This window comes from Arthrobacter sp. 35W (assembly GCF_000482545.1).
Taxonomy (GTDB): Bacteria; Actinomycetota; Actinomycetes; order Actinomycetales; family Micrococcaceae; genus Specibacter.
Map to the genome: position 1 here is coordinate 85919 of NZ_KI519455.1, position 21267 is coordinate 107185.

General features: G+C 68.7%; 17 protein-coding genes. 8 read left to right on the forward strand and 9 right to left on the reverse strand.

What is annotated here, in order from left to right; all coding sequences use genetic code 11:
- The gene (locus tag K254_RS0112535; protein ID WP_026555655.1) at window positions 1–903 is read right to left on the reverse strand and encodes an N-acetylglucosamine kinase; all 903 of its coding nucleotides are present in this window, start codon (window positions 901–903) and stop codon (window positions 1–3) included.
- 32 nt (window positions 904–935) lie between these two features.
- Between K254_RS0112535 and K254_RS0112540 the strand changes: the two genes are divergently transcribed.
- Window positions 936–1967, forward strand: coding sequence for an NAD(P)H-dependent flavin oxidoreductase (locus tag K254_RS0112540; protein ID WP_026555656.1), 1032 nt, complete (start codon window positions 936–938; stop codon window positions 1965–1967).
- On the opposite strand, the gene K254_RS0112545 is transcribed toward K254_RS0112540, so the two are convergent.
- Entirely contained in the window at window positions 1964–2935 is a 972-nt protein-coding gene (locus K254_RS0112545) for a LysR family transcriptional regulator (protein ID WP_026555657.1), read from the reverse strand. The genes K254_RS0112540 and K254_RS0112545 overlap by 4 nt on opposite strands.
- A 111-nt stretch (window positions 2936–3046) precedes the next feature.
- On the opposite strand from K254_RS0112545, the gene K254_RS23115 reads away from it, so the two are divergent.
- A complete protein-coding gene (locus K254_RS23115; protein ID WP_442853055.1) occupies window positions 3047–4366 on the forward strand; it encodes an MFS transporter in 1320 nt (439 codons plus the stop codon).
- On the opposite strand, the gene K254_RS0112555 is transcribed toward K254_RS23115, so the two are convergent.
- Window positions 4363–5526, reverse strand: coding sequence for a trans-sulfuration enzyme family protein (locus K254_RS0112555; protein ID WP_026555658.1), 1164 nt, complete (start codon window positions 5524–5526; stop codon window positions 4363–4365). The genes K254_RS23115 and K254_RS0112555 overlap by 4 nt on opposite strands.
- A gap of 161 nt (window positions 5527–5687) precedes the next feature.
- On the opposite strand from K254_RS0112555, the gene K254_RS0112560 reads away from it, so the two are divergent.
- The gene (locus K254_RS0112560) at window positions 5688–6203 is read left to right on the forward strand and encodes an Lrp/AsnC family transcriptional regulator (RefSeq protein ID WP_026555659.1); all 516 of its coding nucleotides are present in this window, start codon (window positions 5688–5690) and stop codon (window positions 6201–6203) included.
- Window positions 6204–6313: 110 nt separating this feature from the next.
- Here K254_RS0112560 and K254_RS0112565 read toward each other — a convergent pair whose 3' ends face one another.
- The 3 genes from K254_RS0112565 to K254_RS0112575 all read right to left on the reverse strand — a co-directional run bounded on the left by K254_RS0112565 (window position 6314) and on the right by K254_RS0112575 (window position 8644).
- Window positions 6314–6508: a hypothetical protein gene (locus K254_RS0112565; RefSeq protein WP_026555660.1), complete on the reverse strand. Its 195-nt coding sequence runs from the start codon at window positions 6506–6508 to the stop codon at window positions 6314–6316.
- Window positions 6505–7338, reverse strand: coding sequence for an ArsR/SmtB family transcription factor (locus tag K254_RS23120; RefSeq protein WP_051389201.1), 834 nt, complete (start codon window positions 7336–7338; stop codon window positions 6505–6507). Before K254_RS23120 ends, K254_RS0112565 begins: the two co-directional genes overlap by 4 nt.
- Window positions 7339–7411: 73 nt before the next feature.
- Entirely contained in the window at window positions 7412–8644 is a 1233-nt protein-coding gene (locus tag K254_RS0112575) for an MFS transporter (protein WP_026555661.1), read from the reverse strand.
- Window positions 8645–8862: 218 nt separating this feature from the next.
- On the opposite strand from K254_RS0112575, the gene K254_RS0112580 reads away from it, so the two are divergent.
- From K254_RS0112580 to K254_RS0112590, 3 genes are all read left to right on the forward strand, one after another.
- Window positions 8863–9330 carry an Lrp/AsnC family transcriptional regulator gene (locus K254_RS0112580; protein ID WP_081710305.1) on the forward strand — a complete coding sequence of 156 codons (468 nt, stop codon included), beginning with the start codon at window positions 8863–8865 and terminating at the stop codon, window positions 9328–9330.
- 60 nt (window positions 9331–9390) lie between these two features.
- On the forward strand, window positions 9391–10386 hold the full coding sequence (gene corA / locus K254_RS0112585; RefSeq protein WP_026555663.1) for a magnesium/cobalt transporter CorA: 996 nt from the start codon (window positions 9391–9393) through the stop codon (window positions 10384–10386).
- Window positions 10387–10510: 124 nt separating this feature from the next.
- Window positions 10511–11311 carry an aldo/keto reductase gene (locus K254_RS0112590; protein WP_051389467.1) on the forward strand — a complete coding sequence of 267 codons (801 nt, stop codon included), beginning with the start codon at window positions 10511–10513 and terminating at the stop codon, window positions 11309–11311.
- A gap of 81 nt (window positions 11312–11392) precedes the next feature.
- Here K254_RS0112590 and K254_RS0112595 read toward each other — a convergent pair whose 3' ends face one another.
- Entirely contained in the window at window positions 11393–12694 is a 1302-nt protein-coding gene (locus K254_RS0112595) for an ATP-binding protein (protein WP_026555665.1), read from the reverse strand.
- A gap of 107 nt (window positions 12695–12801) precedes the next feature.
- Window positions 12802–14223, reverse strand: coding sequence for an MFS transporter (locus K254_RS0112600; RefSeq protein ID WP_026555666.1), 1422 nt, complete (start codon window positions 14221–14223; stop codon window positions 12802–12804).
- A gap of 206 nt (window positions 14224–14429) precedes the next feature.
- Here K254_RS0112600 and K254_RS0112605 point away from each other — a divergent pair, with 206 nt between their 5' ends.
- Together K254_RS0112605 and K254_RS25360 are read left to right on the forward strand one after the other, a co-directional pair.
- Window positions 14430–15059, forward strand: coding sequence for a malonic semialdehyde reductase (locus K254_RS0112605; protein ID WP_081710124.1), 630 nt, complete (start codon window positions 14430–14432; stop codon window positions 15057–15059).
- A gap of 273 nt (window positions 15060–15332) precedes the next feature.
- Window positions 15333–19217, forward strand: a complete 3885-nt coding sequence (locus tag K254_RS25360; protein ID WP_081710125.1) for a family 20 glycosylhydrolase — start codon at window positions 15333–15335, stop codon at window positions 19215–19217.
- 305 nt (window positions 19218–19522) lie between these two features.
- On the opposite strand, the gene K254_RS0112615 is transcribed toward K254_RS25360, so the two are convergent.
- On the reverse strand, window positions 19523–21172 hold the full coding sequence (locus tag K254_RS0112615) for a PHP domain-containing protein (RefSeq protein ID WP_196810956.1): 1650 nt from the start codon (window positions 21170–21172) through the stop codon (window positions 19523–19525).
- Window positions 21173–21267: the final 95 nt, after the last annotated feature.

Sequence of the window (21267 nt, forward strand, 5' to 3'; positions counted from 1 at the left end):
TTAGCGGTCCACGAGCTCCAGGACGCCGAAGATCGGATCCTTGTCCAGGATCCGCACCTCACCCAGCCCGGCGGCCGCGGCGTGGGTCCGGAACGACTGCTGCAGCGCCGGCTGGTTGCTGCCCAAACCGCTGCCCAGCACGATGGGCCCCGTGATGCCCAGCTGGTGGGCGCATTGGGCGGCCAGCTCGACCAGATCCCTTGCCGCCGTCTCGATCATGGCCAGGCTCTCGGCGTGCCCGGCCGCTGCTGCGTCAAAGACCACCGGCGACACCGCGGCCCAGTACCGCCGGGTGGTGCCGTGGTGGAAGTGGGCAATGAGTGCACGCGGATCATCGAGTCCGACGTGCGCCAAAAGCGCCGCAGTCAACGTGTCGGGTTCGAGCCCGAGGTCCATGCGCTTGAGGCTGTGCCGCACCGCCTCGCGTCCCAGCCAGTAGCCGCTCCCCTCGTCTCCCAGCAGGTAGCCCCAGCCACCCGCCCGGGCCGAGGCGCCGTCGTCGTTGGTCCCCCAGGCGGCCGACCCGGTGCCGGCAATCACCGAAACACCAGTCCTGGCGCCACCGGCGGCGAGCAGCAGGCGGGTGTCATGCACCACCGTGATCTGCGCGCCCGGGGCATGCGGAGCGATCAAGGCTGCGAGCGCCGCGGCGTCCTCATCCGTGTCGATGCCACCTGCACCGGCGTACACGGCCCGGGGCGCGGCACCCGGAGCTGCGGCGGCCAGAGCGGCGAAAAGCTCCGCCAGATTGGCCTCCGCCACCTCCTTGGGGACATTCTGCACATTGGCGCTGCCGGCCACGGCGTCGGCCACCAGCACGCCGTCGCGCCAGGTGATGCCGCGGGTTTTGGAGCCGCCGATGTCCAAGCCGACAACAACGCCTGCGGGTGTGCTCTGGGTCATGGCATTTGGGGTCACCCACCTAGACTAGTGGCATGTTTGGCTCCCTCTTGATTGCCGCCCCCATGGCGGGCGGCACCAGTACGACGGCGCTTGCCACGGCCGCCGCTTCAGCCGGCGCGCTGGGATTCCTTGCCGCCGGGTACAGGAGCGTCCAGGAGGTGGCGGAGCAGATCGCCGCCACCCGCGCCGGACTGGCGGGAACGTCCTCCTTCGGCGTCAACGTGTTCGTCCCTGGCGAGACTGGTCTTGATCCTGCGGCCGCTGCCGCGCTGGCCGCCTACCGGGCCGTGCTGGAGGAGGAGGCGCAGCGCTGCGGCGCCTCGGTTGGCCCAATTCCGCAGCGGCTGGACGATGAGTGGCCGGAAAAGATCGAGCTGCTCTGCCAGGACCCCGTGCCCTATGTGAGTTTCACCTTCGGGCTGGCGCCCACTGGCGTTGTCCGGCGGTTGCAGCGTGCGGGCAGCATCGTGCTGGCCAGCGTCACGACGACGGCGGAGGCCCTGGCCGCGCAGGAAACCGGCGTGGATGCGCTCGTGGTCCAGCACCCAAGCGCCGGCGGACACTCGGCGGCCTTCCTGCCCGCTCCCGGCACGTCAGGACAGGGCTTCGCCGACGCCGCGGAGCTGGTCCGCGCCGTCGCCGCGTCAACGACCCTGCCATTGGTGGGCGCCGGCGGCATTGGAACCCCGGCCCAGGCCAAAGCGGCGCTGGCCGCCGGTGCACGGGCGGTCCAGCTGGGCACCGCCTTGGTCCGGACGCCGGAGAGCGGGGCCCGCGATCTGCACAAGAACGCCCTGGCGGACCCTCGCTACACGGAGACAGCCGTTACCCGGGCCTTCACCGGCAGACCCGCCCGGGCCCTGGTGAACCGCTTTGTCCGCGAGCATTCGGCCCACGCGCCCGAGGCGTATCCACAGGTGCACTTCCTGACGGCCGGCATCCGGGCCGCCGCCGCGGCGGCGGGTGATGCGGGGTCGCTGAACCTGTGGGCGGGAACCGAATGGCGCCACGCCCGCGCCGATCCCGCCCGCGATGTGCTGGCCGGCTTCCTCAAGGAGCTCTAGCCGCCGTCGGCGCCCAGCGCCCGCCGCAGCAGTTCAACACCCTCCCCCAGCACCAGCTCCCGGAAACGGCGCACCTGGGCCGGTTCATCGCTGCGGTTGCGCCAGACCAGGCCGATGCCCCTGCTGGCAACCGGCTCAAGGATGTCGACCTCGGCCCAGCCCAGCTCGCTGCCCGCAGGGGTCAGGTGGTCCCCGCCCGACGGCGGAAGCACGCTGACGCCCAGCCCCGCCGACACCAGGCCGCGGATGGTGTGCGAGTCCTGGCCCTCGAAGGCCACCCGCGGGCGGAATCCGGCCTCCCGGCACAGCGCCTCGACGATGGAGCGCATGCCATAACCCGGTTCCAGCAGCACAAAACCCTCGTCCCGCACCTGGTCCAGGCGCACCGGTCCCCCGTGTTCCAGCCGGTGTCCGCGGGGCACCACCAGCCGCAGCGGCTCGGTGTACAGCAGCTGGGCGGACAGCCCCCGCCCGGATCCCGCGGATTCCGGAGGGGGTGCCACGATGGCCAGATCGGCGGTTCCCGCCGCCAGCGCATCCAGGGCGAAGGACCGGCTCCCCTGGCTCAGGTCGAAGCTGACACCGGGATGGTCCCGGGCGAAGCGTTGGATCAGCAGCGGCACGGTGGCCTCGCCAAAGGTGTGCTGGAAGGCCACAGCGATCCGCCCGTAGCTGCGCCCGGCCTCCTCACGGGCCGCAGCCAGCGCGCCGGAGACCTCCGCGAGCGCCGCCGTCATGCGCGGCAGCAGGAGGTGCGCCGCGGGGGTGAGGCGGATGCCCCGGCCCTCGCGCACAGTCAGCGGGGTGCCGACGACGGCGGACGCCCGGGCAAGGGCCCGGCTCACCGTGGGCTGGGGAATGCCCAGCAATTCGGCCGCCGCCGTCACGTGGCCTGTCTCGCCGAGCTGGACGAGGATGGGCAGCACGGGCAGCAGCGCCGCCAGATCCTGGTATTCGCTGCGCTCCACCGTGCCTCTTCCCTGCGGGTCCGCGGCGGTCGAAGAGCTGCGCCACAGTGAATGAATTTGGCTCTAATTATGCATTGGACGCATGGATGGGGCGAGCCTACGGTGGAATATGTGAGCACCACAGCACAGACCGGCACAGCCCTGGACCCCGAAGCGGGCGCCGCCGCCGTCGAACCCCAGGCCTTCACCGGGCATGCTCCGGGTTCCACCGGCTACCGGCGCATCATGGCGGCGCTGGCCTGTGCCGGCGTTGCCACCTTCGCGCAGCTGTATTCGCTGCAGGGCGTCCTTCCCCTGGTGGCCAAGGATCTGGATGCCACGGCATCACAGGCATCCCTGGCCGTCTCCGCCGCCACGCTGGGCCTGGCCCTGGCCGTTCTCCCGTGGTCCTTTGCGGCAGACAGGATGGGCCGCGTCCGCACCATGACGGTGGCCATCATCCTGGCAACCCTGGCGGCGCTGGCCGTTCCGGCCTCACCCAGCTTTGAGGTGCTCATTGCCCTACGCTTTGTGGAAGGCGCCGCCCTGGGCGGCGTTCCGGCCGTTGCCATTGCCTATCTGGGCGAAGAGGTGGCCGCCCGCCAGGCCGGGGCCGCCGCGGGCGTCTATGTCGCAGGCACCACCCTGGGCGGGCTGTTCGGCAGGCTGCTGGCGGGCCCCGTGGCCGATGCCGCGGGCTGGCGGGCAGCGGCATTGAGCGTGTCGATCGCCGCAGCCATCGCCGGCACCGCCTTTGTCCTGCTGGCCCCACCGCCGCGCGGATTCCCGCAGCGGGGGCTTCGCAGACACGGGCCCGCAGAGCCCGGGGCCGGGCTGGGCGCCGCGGCCGCCCGCCTGCTGCCCCAGCTGCGCAACAAGCGGCTGCTGGCGCTCTACGTCCAGGCGTTTGCCCTGATGGGAGCCTTTGTCAGCGTCTACAACTATTTGGGATTCCGGCTCCAGGCGCCCCCATACCTGCTGCCCGCCACCGCCGTCGCTCTGCTCTTTCTGGCCTACCTGGCCGGCACGGTGTCCTCCCGTGTTGCAGGGGCGTGGGCGGAGCGGGCGGGGCGCCGCACGGTGCTGCTTGGTTCCACGGTCCTCATGACCGCCGGGCTGGTGGTGACGTTGGGGCAGCATCTGCTGGTGGTGCTGCTGGGCCTGGTGCTGTTCACCGCGGGCTTCTTCGGCGCCCATGCCGTGGCCTCGGGCTGGACGGGAGCCATGGCCGTGGGCGGGCGGGCACAGGCGGCGTCGCTGTACAACCTCAGCTACTACGCCGGTTCCAGTCTGGTGGGCTGGGCAGTCGGCCTGCTCTTCCAGCACTTCGGCTGGTCCGCCCTGGTGGCGGTGCTGGCGGCCTTGTTGCTGCTGGCCGCCGGCACCGCCGTCGTATTGCTCCCCGCCCGCCAACCACTACAGTCCCGGCAGGGCGGCACGGCGTCGTCCTAGCGGGTGGACTCGATGGCCTGCACCAGGTCGTTGAGGATGTCATCGGCATCCTCAAGGCCGACGGACACGCGCAGCATCGCGGCATTCGGCTTGGCTTCGGCGGCCACTGGACGGTGCGTCAGCCCGGCCGGATGCTGGATCAGGCTGTCGACGCCACCGAGGGAGACGGCATGGGTGATGAGCCCGACGGCGGCCGGCACCCGCTCGGCATGCTCCGCCGAACGGAGTTCAAAGGACAGCAGCGAGCCCGGGCCGGCCATCTGCGAGCCGACGAGGCCCAGCGGATCGCACTCGGGCAGACCCGGGTACAGCACCCGTGTGACCAGCTCGTGGCCACTGAGCGCCGCGGCGATCTTGTTGGCATTCTCCTGGGCTGCGCGAACGCGGACCGGCAGGGTGGCCAGCCCGCGGTGCAGGAGGTAGGCCGGCCAGGGCGTCAAGAGCCCACCCGTCACCGCCCGGACCTGGCGCAGCCGCGAGGCCCAGCCGGCATCCGTGGCCACCACACCACCCATGGCGTCGCCGTGTCCGCCGATGAACTTCGTGGCGCTGTGCAGCACCAGCGACGCGCCCAGCGTGAGCGGCTGCTGGAGGACGGGGCTGGCGAACGTGTTGTCGACCAGCACCGGCACGCCGTCGGACTGGCGCACCAGCTCGGCGATGTCCAGCAGGCGCAGGTCGGGGTTGGCGGGGGTTTCCGCGATGACCAGGCCCGTGTCCGGGCGCAGGGCGGCACGGACCCCACCGGGCTCGGCAAAGGTGACCCGGGTCCCCAGCAGGGCGGAGGCCAGCAGATGGTCCGAGCCGCCGTAGAGGGGGCGCACGGCCACCACATGGGGCTTGCCCGCGGCCACCGAAGCCAGCAGCACCGCGCTCAGCGCCGCCATGCCGGTGGCAAAGGCCACGGCCTCCGGTGCGCGCTCCATCGCGGCCAGCCCCTCCTCAAAGCGGGCCACGGTGGGGTTCCACAGCCGCTGGTAGACGGTGCTCTGGCCCGGCAGCGGAACGCCTCCTGTGGCCATCTGCTCATAGGCCGCGCCGCCGTCGTGGACGCTGGGCAGCGGAGCCGTGGTCGACAGGTCAATGGGCAGTGCGTGGACGCCCAGCGGACCAAGACCGGCCCTCCCGGCGTGGACCGCCGTCGTATCCGAACCAAACATGGACATCTCCCCCTCCGCCCCGCCATTGGGGCCGAATCTCCTGTGGATCTGCATCGAGTAGGGAAAGTATGGTGCACAAATTCGACATTTTGATAGGATGTCGAACAAACAGGAAGCCAATTCGAAGAACTCGAAGTGGCTGATCACCCACGGAGGGCACCATGGCGTCACCAGCGAAGAATGTTCGGCGCGACGGCGGCGCATTCGTCCAGCAGATTGAACCGCTCGACGCCGTGGACCGGCAGATCATCGACGCCCTGGTGGCCGATGCCCGCATCACCAACCGGGACCTTGCCGATTCCGTGGGGATTGCCCCGTCCACGGCCCTGATGCGCACGCGTGCACTGCTGGAACGCGGCGCCATCGAGGGTTTCGAGGCCAAGCTGAATCTGGCCGCCATCGGCCGCTCGGTGCAGGCCCTCATTGCCGTGCGCCTGCGCGCCCACGACCGCGACCAGATCGACAGGTTTACGGCCCGCGTCCCGCTGCTGCCCGAGGTGCTGTCCACCTTCCACACCTCGGGGTCGGTGGACTACCTGCTGCACATTGCCGTGGCCAACACGGATGCGCTGCGCGACTGGGTGCTGGACAATCTGACCACGGACCCGGTGGTGGGCCACACCGAAACGACACTGGTCTTCAAGCACATACCAGGCCACTCGGGCCCGCTGGACTAGCTACTTTGCGCTAGTACCCTCCGGCCCAGCCGCGGGTCCAGCCGCCACCGCGCCGGTGGTGGCTGGGCCCGCTGCGCCACCGCACCGGTGGCGTCAGCGAAACAGTTGCGTCAGCGAAGCAGCCCGTCGTGCATTGCGCCGGCCTGGCTCTCGCGCTGGTGCGCCAGGTTCTCTTGGAACTGCAGAGACTCCACCGACACGGCCTCACGCCGTGCCGCCCAGTTCTGCAGGGCCACGCCGGCGGAGTTTGCCAGGGCGGCCATGACGCCGGATCGGCGGGGCAGGTGCTTGGACGTGTTGCTCATTGTTGGTTCCCTTTCGAATGATTGCCTGCGGAATGGTTGTTGTCCGCATGGCTGTCTACCGTTTGCTTGCCTGTCGTTTGATTGCCTGTGGTTTGCCTAGCTGTGGATTGGGCATTTGCCTTCTCCGCTGCCGCCGCGCCGCGGGCGATGGCTCGTTCGGCCTCGTCGGAGACCAGCGGGAACGCATTGAAATGGATCTGCACCGGCCTGGCGCCGGGCTGCGGCCCCGCCGCCTTGAGCCGCTCGAGCAGAACCCGGGAAAATTCATCCATCTGCCGTGAGAACTCCGCCAACTGCTCCGCCGTCAGACGGGCGTGGGACGTGGACAGCGTGCCCGCATCCTGCCATTCCTCCGGCAGCCGCTCATAGCCGCAGGTGGCGAACTCGGCCAGCGCCGCAGCCCGCGACCGCTCGATTTCACGGGTGACCAGTCGGGTGGCGTCCCCGACGACGGGACTCGTGGCCAGCTCGCGGCTGCCCACTTCAATGGGTCCGCTGGCGCGCTCCCACCAGCGCTCCCGTGCGGTCCCCCGCCCCGGCACCTCGTGGACAAAGTCGTATTTGGCCAGCTGGCGCAGGTGGTAGCTGGTGGCCCCGCTGGATTCATTGAGCAGCTCGCCCAGGCCGCAGGCCGTCTGGGCGCCGTAGTTGGCCAGCGCCTCAAGGATCTGCACGCGCAGCGGATGTGCGAGCGCCTTCATCGACGCCATGTCCAACGTCCGCACCGGCTCCAGCGCAGCGCTTGCCGCAGAACCGGCTGCGGGGCCGGCGTCGGCGTCGGTCCCGGTGTGGTGCCCAGCGTGGTGCTCAGGGTCGCGGAGAGTGGTCATGGCCCCAGTCTACGATTGCAAAGAAACCTTTGCAATGGTTTCTTTGCAAAGAATTCGTTGCAACCAGACGCCGTCAGCCGCGCAGTACGCGCCGCGAGGCCAGGGCCAGAATCGCGCTGGCCGCCACCACCAGCACCGAGAAACCGGCGACGGCGGCGGGCAGGCCCCAGACTCCGGCCGCAGCCCCCAGACCCACCACCGGAACGGCGCTGCCCAGGTAGGTGATCACGTAGACGGTGCTGATGATCTGTGCGTGCCGGGCCGGTTCCACCCGGGATGCCACATTGTTGAAAACCACGCGGAAGGCCAGCCCCTGCCCCGCGCCCGCGGCCAGGCTTGCCAGTACCAGCAGCCATCCGGTGCCCGTGGCGCCGGCGACGGCGATCAGGGCCACCGCCGTTCCCAACAGCACCAGCCCCGCCGGAACCACGGCACGGCCGCGGACCGTCAGGAGCTGGCTCAGGGCCGAGCTGCCCAGAGTGAGCGCGGCAAGCACTCCGATCGCCGGGCGCGAATCGGTGTGCAGCACCTGGGCAAAGTAGCCCGGAGCCAGGGACAGGCAGAAGCCGAAGACGGAGAAGCTGAGGAAGCCGACCGAGGACGCGAGCCAGAATGCGCCGCGGGCGTCTCCCGACACCGAGGGGCGGCGCGGACGGAGTGTGGCCAGGGCGGAGCCTTGGACGGCCGGCTTGATGGCCGGGCGGGCCTGCAGCGCAAAGAGCGGAACCAGCAGGGCCACCAGGGCCAGCGACTGGAGAAGGAACGGCGTCCGGGTGGGGTCGGGGAGCTGGGACAGCAGACCGCCGAGCACCGGACCGGCCGCCACGCCCCCGGCGGAGGCCAGCAGCGTGAAGCGCGAGGCCCATTCCGGGCGGGTGGGCAGCAGATCGCGCAGCGCAGCCGAGCTGGCCCCCGTGGCAAAGGCCACCGCCACCCCCTGGAGGGCGCGCCCGCCGGCCAGCATGGCCAGGTTTGAGGCGTTGGCAAAGACGATGCCGCCCACCAGCCCGATCAGCACGGCCAGCACCAGCGCGGCCCGGCGCCCAATGTGGTCCGACCAGTGCCCCGCCGCCAGCAGTCCACCCACCAGGGCCAGCACATAGCTCGCAAAGGCCACCGTGATGCCCAGCGAATCAAGCCCCAGCTGCGCCGCCAGCAGCGAGTACAACGGTGTCGCGAGGTTGGCGCCCACCAGCAGCGTGAAGATGACAGCCCCCGCGAGCACCAGACGTGCGGTGGTGGAGGCGTTCCAGCCCCAGGCCGCCAGGCGGGCGGGTCGCATCTGCAGCTCGCGAAGAACAGTCATCGAAGGGCTCCTCCATTGGGCACCCGGGCGGAGTGTGCCCGGGATCCTGCGGCCCCCGGCGGGATGGGCCGGGGCGGCGCTGGCACGGCCTTGTGGACCGCGATTCACGCAAATTCCTCTATAGAATGGGGTCCAGCTGGCCATTTGGCCCCGAGCTTTTTACAGAACAGATCATTTTGATCTGTTTTCCCTTCCCGATTGATGCCGGAGTGACCGCGATGAGCACCTTGGACGCCATTGACCTGAAGCTGCTGCTGGCCCTGGTGGATGATCCCCGCGCCCAGATCGGCGAACTCGGCGAGCGGCTCGGCGTCGCCCGCAACACCGTCCAGGCGCACCTGCGCCGCCTCGAACGGTCCGGGGCACTGCGGCAGGGCGGGCGCGATGTCGACCTCGCTGCAGTGGGGTTCGACGTCGTCGCCTTTGTCACCATCGAGGTGACGCACCGCGAGCTCGACGGCGTGATCGCCGCCCTGCGCCGGCAGCCGCAGGTGTTGGAGGTCTACGAGATCTCCGGGCGCGGGGACCTCTGGTGCCGGATCGCGGCGCGGGACGTCCACCACCTGCAGAACGCCCTGCGCGCCGTCCTGCGGATCCGCGGCGTCATCCGCACCGAGACATCCCTGGCGCTGCACGAGCACATCCCGCACCGGATCCAGCCGCTGCTCGGCGGCACCGCAGGCTGACTCCCGCCGGCCGCGGGCGGGTCGTCGATGACGCGGCGCACAGGCGGACATAATGGGACCGTGACCATCATCGACAACGCCGTGTACGTCAACGGCGTCCGCACCGCCGATCCCGTCAGTCTTGAACAGACCTACGAGACGCTGGCCGAGCGCGGCGGCATGGCCTGGATCGGCCTGTACCGCCCCACAGAGGCGGAACTGGCATCCGTTGCCGCTGAATTCGGCCTGCACGAACTCGCCGTCGAGGACGCCATCAGCGCCCACCAGCGGCCGAAGCTGGAACGCTACGACAACAACCTTTTCACCGTGCTGCGCCCCGCCCGCTACGTGGATGCGGAAGAGGTGGTGGAATTTGGCGAGCTGCACATCTTCACGGGCAAGGACTTCGTCATCACCATCCGCCAGGCGGACACCCCGGGGCTGGCCCGGACCAGGCTGCGTCTGGAACACAATCCCGAACTGCTGGCGCTGGGTCCGGAGGCCGTGCTCTACGCCATCCTGGACCAGGTGGTGGACGACTACGCCCCCGTGGTCGCTGGGCTGGAGAACGACATCGACGAAATCGAGGACCAGCTCTTTGCCGGCGACCCGAACGTCTCACGCCGCATCTATGAACTCTCCCGCGAGGTCATCCAGTTCCAGCGGGCCATCCACCCGCTGGCCGACATGATGGTCCAGCTGCACGGCGGTTTTGCCAAGTATGGCGTGGACATCGAGCTCCAGCGCTATCTTCGCGATGTGGAGGACCACATCCAGACCCTCAACCAGCGGGCCGATTCCTTCCGCCAGCTGCTGCAGAACGCCCTCACAGTGGACGGCACGCTGACCGCCAACCGGCAGAACGCTGCCAGTGTGGCCCAGAACGAAGAGGTCAAGAAGATCTCCTCCTGGGCCGCCATCTTCTTCGCCCCCTCCTTCGTAGCGGGCCTGTACGGCATGAACTTCCGCATCATGCCGGAGCTGGAATGGACCTACGGCTACCCCTTTGCCGTGTTCCTGATGGTGCTGGTTTCCTGCATCATGTATCTGATTTTCAAGAAAAAGAAATGGCTCTAGGCACCCACATCCCGGGGCCGGCGGCCGAGTACCAAGGAGAAACCCCGTGACCGAACAGACCACAATCAACACTGTCGACACCGCCACCACGGTCAACACCGTGGAACTGAACAACGGCGTCGTCATGCCCCAGCTCGGCTTCGGCGTGTGGCAGGTGCCCAATGAGGAGTCCGCCGCAGCGGTGAAGACCGCCCTGCAGGCCGGCTACCGCAGCATCGACACTGCCGCCATCTACGGCAACGAGGAGGGCGTGGGCGAAGCCATCGCCGAGTTCCTGGCCGAGACCGGCACCGACCGTGCGGAGCTGTTCATCACCACCAAGCTGTGGAACTCCGAGCAGGGCCACGAGAGCACACTGGCTGCCTTCGACGAAAGCCTGCGCAAGCTGGGCCTGGACTACGTCGACCTGTACCTGATCCACTGGTCCACCCCGGACCGCGATCTGTACCTGGACACCTGGAAGGCCTTCGAGGAGATCTACGCCAGCGGGCGGGCCAAGGCCATCGGCGTCTCCAACTTCGAGCCCGAGCACCTCGCGCGCATCATCGACCTCGGCGGCACCATCCCGGCCGTGAACCAGGTGGAGACCCACCCGCTGCTGGCCCAGAAGGTCCTCAAGGCGTTCGAGGCCGAGCACGGCGTCGCCCACGAGTCCTGGAGCCCGCTGGCCCAGGGACAGCTGCTGGAGAACGAGGCCATCACCGCCATCGCCGCAGCCCACGGCAAGTCCCCCGCCCAGGTCATCATCCGCTGGCACCTGCAGAGCGGCAACATCGTGATCCCCAAGTCGGTCACGCCCGAGCGCATCGCCGCCAACTTCGACGTCTTCGACTTCGAGCTCAGCGACGCCGATCTGGCCGCCATCGACGCCCTGGACAACAACGGCCGCGTGGGCCCGCACCCGAACGACTTCCACGTCGCCTAACCCTCCACCCAACTAGGTGACAGTTGTAACACAAAAACCGCGGTTTTTCGTGCGATAACTGTCACCCAGTTGGGTGGAGGGTTAGGTCCTCGCCAGGGCGTCAATGTCCTCGAGGAACTCGCCGGCCACCTCGGCGCTCACGGTGGCCCGGGTGTCGGCGATGGTGTCCAGGTAGTCGTGCGTCCCCGGGCCTCGGCGGCGGGTTCCGTTGGCACCCGCCGCGGCAGCGCCGTCGTCGATGGCCTTCTCCAACGCCCGCTGGGAGGCGCTGCGTGCGGCAAACTCAATGTCCGCCGGCGAGAAGCCCTCGCTGCGCTCCACCAGCGCCGCAACATCCACCGTGTCCAGCACGCTGCCCGGAATGAACCGCTGCCACATGGCCGTCCGTGCCTCGGCATCCGGCAGGCCGATGGGGATCACGTAGTCGAACCGGCCGTGGCGCAGGAAGGCCGAGTCCAGCGAGCGGATAAAGTTGGTGGCGCACACCAGCAGGCGTCCGGGCTGGTCGCGGAACGCCGGAATGATCTTCAGCAGCTCGTTGGTGACGCCCTGCAGCGGCGACGGCGGCTCCCCCGAACGGTGGGCGGCAATCTCCTCCACCTCGTCGATGAACACCACCGCATGCTCCAGCTCGGAAATCTCCAAAAACGTCTGCCGCAGCGCCCCGGCCAGGCCCGCGGGATCCGCGGCCAGCCGCGAGGGGAAGACCTCCACGAACGGCCATTCCAGCCGCGAGGCAATCGCCTTGGCAAAGGTGGTCTTTCCCGTGCCGGGCGGTCCAAAAAGCACGACGGCGCGCGGCGGCACCACGCCGAACTCCTCCGCCAGCTCCGATTGCGCCAGCGGAAGCACCAGCCGGCGCTCCAGCAGCCGCTTTTCCTCCGTCATGCCAGCCACGTTCTCCCAGAGGTTGCGCGGCAGGATCCGCCCGCCCAGCTCCTCCAGCGCACCGAGCTCGGCCCGCTGGACGGGGATGCGGCGCTCAAAGTACCGCAGATCCGCCTTCACGGCGAAGCCGCGGTTGAGGAACGCCTCCACGCGCGTCTCCCCCGCCGGCATCAGGGCCGAGAGCTTTGTCAGGCCCAGGTGGGCCATGCGGTTTTCGACAGCGGCCAACAGCGAGGTGCCGATCCCCCGCCCGCGCCACTGCGGCAGCGTGGCCAGAAAGACTATCCAGCCCTGGTCGTGCGCAGCCCGGCCGACGGCGGCACCCACCACCGTCTCGCCCTGCACCGCCACCACGGCGTGGTCCTTCTCCGCCGAGGCCAGCACCTCCGAGAGGTCGTACACGGGCTCCACATTGTTCGCCTTCAGCGCCTCCCACAGGTGCAGCAGGCCTTCCAAATCCGAGGGATGGAAATCCCTGATCTTCCAGGTGGACATCGTCGTCGTTCCTTTCCCTAGGGTGCGGCCATCATGGCATGGGGGCGCCGCCGCACGGGAAGTATGACTGCAGAATGCGTCCCGGCGGAACCAGTGCACCCGTCGGTTCAGCGCGTCCGGACGGCGTCCCCGGCACGGGCGGGCATCAGCACTGCTTCGACAACCGGATAGAGCATCAGCAGCGCCAGCACGCCAAAGGTCCATTGGTAGCCCAGCACGGCCGGAGCCCCCGGAGCCGATGCCTCGATGATCCCCTGGGCCGCGCGCAGCACCAGCGCGCCCACCGCCACGCCCAGACCCGTGGCCACCTGGGCAATGGTGGAGGACAGTGTGTTGGCCCCCGACATCTTCAGCGCCGGGACGTCGGCGAACTGGACGGTGTTGTACGCGCTGAAGCCGATGGAGCGCAGCACTCCGCTGGCGAAGAGCACGACGGCGATCACGGCCAACGGCGTCGCCGGCGTCAGCAGGGCGCAGAGCACCAGCACCGCGGCGCCGCCGGCATTGCTGAGGATCAGCACCTTGCGGAAGCCGAAGCGGCGGATCAGCGGCGTGGTGGCCGGCTTGATGAGCACATTGCCGGCAAAGACCGCCATCACCATCAAACCCGCCTCAAAGGCGCTCCAGCCAAAGCCCAGCTGGAACATCAACGGCAGCAGGAACGGCACGGCGTTGATGACCAGCCGGTACAGCCCTCCCCCGGCGTTGCCCGTCCGGAAGGTGTGGATCCGCAGCGCCGACAGATCCAGCAGCGGGTGCAGGGCATGGCGGAACCGCAGCACCGCCAGCACACCGGAGAGCGCCGCGGCACCCAGCAGAAGAGCGACGGCGGCCCACGGGGTGGGCTCCGCCCCCACCTGTTCCATGCCCAGCACCAGGGCGGCCAGCGAGATGCCGCACAGCACGAAGCCCAGCCAGTCCGGCGGCGCCACCCGCTCCGAGCGCACGGCGGGCACCACAAACAGGGCGAGGATGAAGCCCACCATGCCCAGCGGAACATTCAGCAGGAAGATCCAGTGCCAGCTGGCATAGGTGGTCAGTAGACCGCCGATCACCGGGGCCAGGACGGGGGCCAGCAGCGCCGGCCAGGTCAGATAGGCGATCGCTTCGAGGAACTGTTTGCGGTCCGTGCTGCGCAGCACCACCAGCCGTCCCACCGGGACCATCATGGCCCCGCCCAGCCCCTGGAGCATCCGGGCCAGGCAGAGGACGGTGAGCGTGGGGCTGGCGGCGCAGAGGATGGAGGCCACGGTGAACACGGCAATGGCCGCGGCAAAGACCCTTCGGGCGCCGAAACGTTCGGCAAGCCAGCCGCTGATCGGGATGCCCACCGCCAGGGTGATCAGGTAGCTGGTCATCGCGGCGTTGATGTCCACCGGGCGGACGCCCAGATCCCCGGCCATGGCGGCGGCCGCCGTCGCGATGATGGTCCCATCGAGGATTTCCATGAAGTACGTGCCCGCAACCAGGAGTGCCAGCACCCGGCTGAACGACCCGGTGGTGGATGGTGCCTGCAGCGTTTTTGCCATGAAGCGAGGGTATCGGGGCGGCCACGGGTCCACAGATTCGGGGACGTTCGACGGCGTCATACGGCCGCGCACATGGATTCCGCAGCCCGCGCGCTCGAGGGCACTGTGGCGAACAGCACACCCGGTGCGGGAATCCTACGCGGCCATCCAGCGCTGATCAACACAGCACCCCAGCAACGACCCCGCACAGCAAAGGCATGGACCACATGAGCATTGACGTCGCAACCCCGGGCACCCTTGAGGACCAGTTGGTTCTGGATGGCACCACCGCCGACACCCTGTTTCTGCAGGCCCGCACGGCCAGCACCTTCGCCGACGACGAGGTCACAGACGAAACGCTGCAGGCCATCTACGCCCTGACGCGCATGGGCCCCACGGCCATGAACATCCAGCCGCTGCGCATCACCTGGGTCCGCTCCGCCGAGGCCCGTGAGCGCCTGGCCGCGCACATGTACGACAACAACAAGCCCAAGACCCTCGCCGCCCCTATGACGGCCATCCTGAGCTTCGACGGCGACTGGCATGAACTGCTGGCCACCGTGTTCCCTCCCGGTGCCGCCCGCAAGACCATGTTCGATGAGAACGAGGCCATCCGCACCACCATGGGCTCCAACAACGGCCACCTCCAGGCCGGCTATTTCATCCTGGCCGCCCGTGCCGCCGGGCTGGCTGCGGGCCCCATGACCGGTTTCGATGCCGCCGGCGTGGACGCAGACTTCCACGCCGAGTCCGGCTACACCTCCTTCATGGTGGTCAACCTCGGCAAGCCCTCCACCGCCGCGGGCCACCCCCGCCTGCCGCGTCTGGAATATGACGCCGCTACGGACACCGTGTAGCACCCGGCACCCACAGGGCCCCGCTTCCTCCGACCGGAGGAGGCGGGGCCCTGTTGTTGTCTCAAACAGTCGCAATCATGCGCAAACACGGCACATTCCAACCGTCCGCGAGCGCCGGACCACCCCGACGCACACAGACATGCGCGGAATTGTAGCAAAGAGATCCGGATCACATCTACGGTTATTTCAAGCCCTTCACTTAATGCGTTGTGATGGATAACATCGGGGCAGCATGGCCTACAAGCCTCCACTCGCAGCAGAAGGACCTACAACATGCTCGTCAAATGGAAATCAGCCCTTGCAGCGGCGGTGATAGCGCCCACCGTCCTTCTCACGGTCGCGCTGCCGACGGTGCAGGCAGCCCCCGCCACGGGAAAGAATGTCGCACTCGCCTCCGCAGGCGGCACCGTCACGGCCAGCGGCCAGGAAGTCGCCGGACGCTGGGGCCCCGCTCTGGTGATCGATGGCAACGCCGACTCCTCGGTGGCCGGCGCCCAGCAGTCACGCTGGTCCTCCAACACCGACGATGACGCGTCCATCACCGTCAAACTGGCGGCCCCGACTGTGGTCGACCACATTGCCATCCAATGGGAAGCCGCCTGCGCCGCCGCCTACAAGCTCCAGGTTTCCACCGACGGCGTGACCTTTATCGATGCCACAGGCACCATCCGGCCCACCTGCGGCACCCGTGACGTGCAGAAGATTGCCTCCGCCCCCGCCGGCACCGCATACCAATACATCAAGATGCAGGGCATCGACCGCACCCCCATCGGTGCCAACAAGTACGGCATGTCCATGTGGGAGTTTGAGGTCTGGGACGGACCCGAGGCCCCGCCCGTGGTCCCCGCCGCGCCGCTGAACCTGGTGCCCAAGCCCGTCAACGTCGTCGAGCACTCCGCCGACGCCCCCTTCACCCTCGGCGCCAACGCCAAGATCGTGGCCACCGGCGGCGCCGTGGCCACCGCCGAGTATCTGGCATCCCTGCTGCGCCCCGCCACCGGCTACGCCCTCCCCGTGGTGTCCTCCGCCACCGGAACCGGCAATATCACCCTTACCGTCGGCACCGACGTCGCAGGCTTCGCTGGCAAGGACGAGGCCTACTCGCTGGCCGTCAACGCCAACGGCGCCACCATCTCGGCCAAGGCAGCCCACGGCGCCTTCAACGGCGTCCAGACCCTGCGCCAGCTCTTCCCCGCCTTCATCGAGGCCAAGACGGCCGTCGCCACCGCCTGGACAGCATCGGCCGTGGACATCACCGACGCACCTCGCTTCAGCGAGCGCGGCATGATGCTCGACGTCGCCCGCGACTTCAAGACCGTGGAGGAAACCAAGGCGATCATCGATTCGCTGGCCGCCTACAAGATCTCCACCCTGCACATGCACCTCGCCGACGACCAGGGCTGGCGCATCCAGATCACCAATGACGGCAAGGCCGCCGGTGATCCCCTGGACTACTCCAAGCTGACGTCCGTCTCGGGCGACACGGCCATGACGCAGACCGGCTTCCAGAACGAGCTAGGCCACACCGGCTTCTACACGCAGGATGAGTACAAGTCTCTCGTGGCCTACGCCGCCTCACGGCATATCGACGTCATCCCCGAGATCGACGTCCCCGGACACACCAACGCCGCCCTGCACGCCCTGCCCGAGCTGAACACCGCAGGCACCAAGCCCGGTGTGGGCCCCGACGGCGTCGTGCCCGCCAACGGCACCGGAAACGTGGGCTATTCCACCCTGGACGCCAATGCGGACATCACGTGGACCTTCGTGAACCACGTCTTCAAGCAGATCGCGGACATGACGCCCGGTGAGTACATCCACATCGGTGGCGACGAATCCCACTCGACCGGCCACGACAACTACGTCAAGTTCGTCACCAAGTCGGTGGAGATCGTCCACGCCCTGGGCAAGAAGCCCATCGGCTGGAACGAAACGGCCATTGGCGGCCTCACCGCCGGCGACGGCATCCAGTACTGGACCGGCGGCACGGCCGACACGCTCAACGCCATCAATGCCAAGGGCGCCAAGCTGCTGGTCTCCCGCGGCTCCACGGCCTACCTGGACATGAAGTACCACTCCAAGACCCCCATCGGCCTGACCTGGGCCGGCACGGGCGATTTCACCACCTACTACAACTGGGATCCTGCCGCTGTGGTGCAGGATGCCGGTGCCAACCTGCCCGACAGCAAGATCATGGGCGTCGAGGCCCCCATGTGGTCCGAGACCATCCGCGGCGGCGAGCAGGCCGAGTTCATGGCCTTCCCCCGCGTCCTGTCCTTCGCCGAAATCGGCTGGACCCCGCAGGCCCAGCGCAACGTCAACGACTTCAAGGTCCGCATGGCAGGCATGGGCCAGCGCATGCTGGTCAACGGCACCAACTACTACGACGGCAACCAGGCCACCTGGCAGTGGTCGATGGCAGGCGCCAAGCTCGCCGTTTCGCCGGGCAAGGCCCTGTCCCTGAACGTGGGTTCGGTCTCCGCCCCCGGCACCAAGGCCGCGGCCGACGGCGCCACCATCGCCGTGGACTCCGTGGACGACGCCGACGGCGCCAGCGCCTCCGCCATCACCGGCAGCCTGGGTGTTGTGGTCAACTGGGGCGACGGCTCCGCCGCGACCCCTGCGGTGTTCACCACCACCACCGCCCGGACCTCGCTGTCCGCCGGCGGTCTGTACTCCCTGGCCGCCACCCACAGCTACGCGGCCGCGGGCACCTACACGGGAACGCTGACGGCCAGCAACGGCACCACCAGCCCCTTCACCATCACGGTGGCCGCAGGCATCCCGGATCCGACGGTCCCGGCGGGCTGGGATTCTTCCCAGACCCCCGCCCTGGCCACCGATTCCACGGGCAAGGCAGGTGGGCGCGCCGACGCCACCTTCAGCGGCTTCGAGCCCGGCAAGTACGTCGATATCAAGCTGGGCGAGACCACCCTCGGCTCCGTCCTCCCTGGTGCAGCCGGAATCATCACCACCGCACTGCCCATCCCGGATTCCACCTACGCGGGCACCTACCCGCTGACGGCCACCCAGGGCACCCGCACGGCGTCGTCGTCCATCAAGGTCGCCTCCGCGCTGGTGCCACTGTCGAACAAGATCCCGCAGAGTTCCATCACCATCGAGAGCTTCGACTCCCAGGAGACCGTGGGCGATCCCGGATCCGCGACCAATCTGCTCGACGGCAACCCGGCCACGTTCTGGCACACGCAGTGGCAGGGCGCCACCCCGGCCTTCCCACACGAGGTCGTCTTCGATCTGGGCACCTCCCACGCCGTGACGGGCTTTGAGTACACCCAGCGCAACGCGTCCAACGGCAGGATCAAGGACTACGAACTGTACGTCTCCGATTCACCCACCAGCTTCGGCACCGCCGTTGCCACCGGCAGCTTCCTGGATCTGACCCGGGCACAGGTGGTTCCGGTCAACGGTGGCAAGGTAGGCCGCTACGTCAAGCTCAAGGGTCTGAACGCCATCGCCGGCAACGCCTTCGCCGGCGGCGCCGAGGTCAACATCGGCGGCATCGACATCGCTACGCTGGCCCCGGAGATCGACACCGACGGCGTCGACTCCATCGAGGCAGGCAAGGACGTGGACCTGGCTCTGTCCGGGTTTGCCCCCTACGCCGCGGTTGAGGTGGCCCTGGCCCCCGCAAACCCGGCACTGCGCGCCGCTCCCGTGGTGCTGGATACGCTGACCGCCGACGGTTCCGGCGCCGTTTCCGGCTCGGTCACCATTCCCCAGGAGACCCCCGCCGGTGAGCACGATCTCGTGGCGTCCTCGGGTGCCGTTTCGGCCTCGCGGTCGCTGACTGTGACGGCCGTGCCGGTGGCCACTCCCGAGCCGACGGACCCGCCGACCACGCCCGGCGCCACCACCCCGCCGACCGATCCGGGAACGACAACTCCCCCCGTGGATCCGGGCACCACCACCCCTCCGGGTGGCGGCAGCGGCAGCGGAAATGGCGGCGCCGGCAGCGGCAGTTCCGACAACGGCAGCCTTGGTCCGCAGGGCAGCGGGAACACCCCGCTGGGCACCGAGGACGAGCTGTCCAACACCGGTTCCGCCAGCACACCGCTGCTGCTCGGCTCGCTGCTTCTGATGGGGGCCGGCGCGGCAACGCTGCTGCTGCGCCGCCGCAAGCGGGCAACGCACTCCTAACCCCCGCCCGGTCCAGCCGGAGCGCAGCGTCGGAGCGCAGCGTCGGAGCGCAGCGTCTGATCGCAGCGCTCCGGCCGGATAGAGCGCCCGGTGGACACAGGACCGGCCCGCCAGCTCAATGCTGGCGGGCCGGTCCTGTTTTGTGTGCAGCTGCCATGCAGCCGACGTGCCCTGGGCCTTCGCGCCCGACCGCCCGGCCGCCAGGCGTCAGGCGTCAGGCGTCAGGCGTCAGGCGTCAGGCGTCAGGCGTCAGGCGTCAGGCGTCAGGCGTCAGGCGTCAGGCGTCAGGCGTCAGGCGTCAGGCGTCAGGCGATGCTGACAAACACGGGGTTGGAGTAGAACCAGGTGTCGGCCCACGGATCGCCCTCGCCCGCACCGTGCGGGATCGGCCCCTGCGGGTCGACGGCTGCACCCATCGGCCCCACGCCCGAGCGCTTGCCGTCGCTGCCGCGCAGGCGCAGGTAGAACGGCTCGGTGACGTTGGCGAAGGTCCGCGTCAGGACAATCGTGCCGTTTTCGGCAGTGGTGTCGATGCGCTCATGCACCCTGGTCCCCGGCGCCGTGAACGAATCGTCGTCGGCCACCGGACCCGTTACCAGGCCCTTGATGATGTCCACGTGGGCCAGCTTGGGCACGATCCCGGCCGAGTTGGCCGCCGTCGTCGGTGTGATGGTGATGACCAGCTCCACACCCGTGCCGGCAGCCACGCTGAGTGTGGAGCCCATCACCTTGCCCGGGCCAGTGTGCCCCACCGGACGCACGCGGACATCGAGCCCCGCGATGAGGTGGCCGTGGTCCACCCACATGCGCCCCGCCCGCATGGCCTCCAGCACCTCCCGGTAGCTGCGCGCAGCGGCTCCGATGTGCGTGCGGCTGAACTGGCCCGGCCAATAGTCGCTCCCGCCCTGGGGAGTGCCGGTCTCCACCGGGTCCGGACGACGGCCCGCGCGGTTGAAGTTGTTCAGCGATGCACCGTTCTCCCAGCCGTCCCCGGTGGGGTAGTCGCCAATGCGCATCGTGTCCTTGATGGTCAGGTGGTTGTCGCTGTTCGTGGTGATCCAGAACGGCTTGCCCTCCGCCAGCATGGAGTCCCACATCCCTCCCACCACGCTCGTCACCCAGTCAAACCCGCCGCGGGTCTTGTAGGACTCCGCCGGGAACCCTGGGAAGGACGAGGCACTCGGAGCGTTTTCGTACTCCCCGCGCTGGCTGGAGGCATTGGCGTTGGCACTGACGGCCGAGCCCTGGGCACCCGGCGCCCCCTCCATACCGATCATGATGGTCGGATCGGCATCGCGCCACGCACGCATTTCGTGGGGCGAGTCAAAGCCCAGACGGGAAGGGTGGTTGGCCAGCACAACGACGTCGTCGATCAGCCCCGCACGCTTCTGGTCCCCCAGCCAGGCAATGGCTGCCCCGGCCTTGGCCTCCTGGTCAGCGGCGGCGGGGCTGCCGTAGGGTGGCTTCTCCCAGCCATTGAGCTTTCCATCCCAGAGCAGCTCAAACTGGCGCAGGATGCGGGCCTCGTTCGGCCCCGGGGCCACCAGCACCGTGGCATGCTCGGCTGCCGGGATGTACCACTCCAGGCCCTGGAAGATCAGCATCCCCGGGCGGGCGGAGCGGGCCGCGGCAATGTCCGCGCGGGAGTTCAGCGCACCGCCCATGTTCGCATGCCCCCAGTTGCTGTGCTCGGTGAACGCGATGACATCCACGCCGTACTGCTGCGCCTTGTCCAGAAGCTGGCTTTGCAGGTACTTCGCATCGTGGCTGTAGACGGTGTGGACGTGGTGGTCCCCCACCAGCCAGGAAAGGTCCTGGGGATCGTCAATGGAGGGGGCCGCCGATGTCTGCGGGGCCGACACCACCTCTCCGGCCACCAACCCCGCGGCCACCAGGGCTGCTGCGCCCATCAACTTCCGGCGGCTGACGGTCATGGGGGTTTGCGGGGTACACATCTCTTTGGCTCTCCTCATTGTTGCGAATCGAGAAAAGACTAGGCACCCCGGATGAACATCCGGTGCCTATCCGTAGTCGCTGAGGCGCCGGCGCG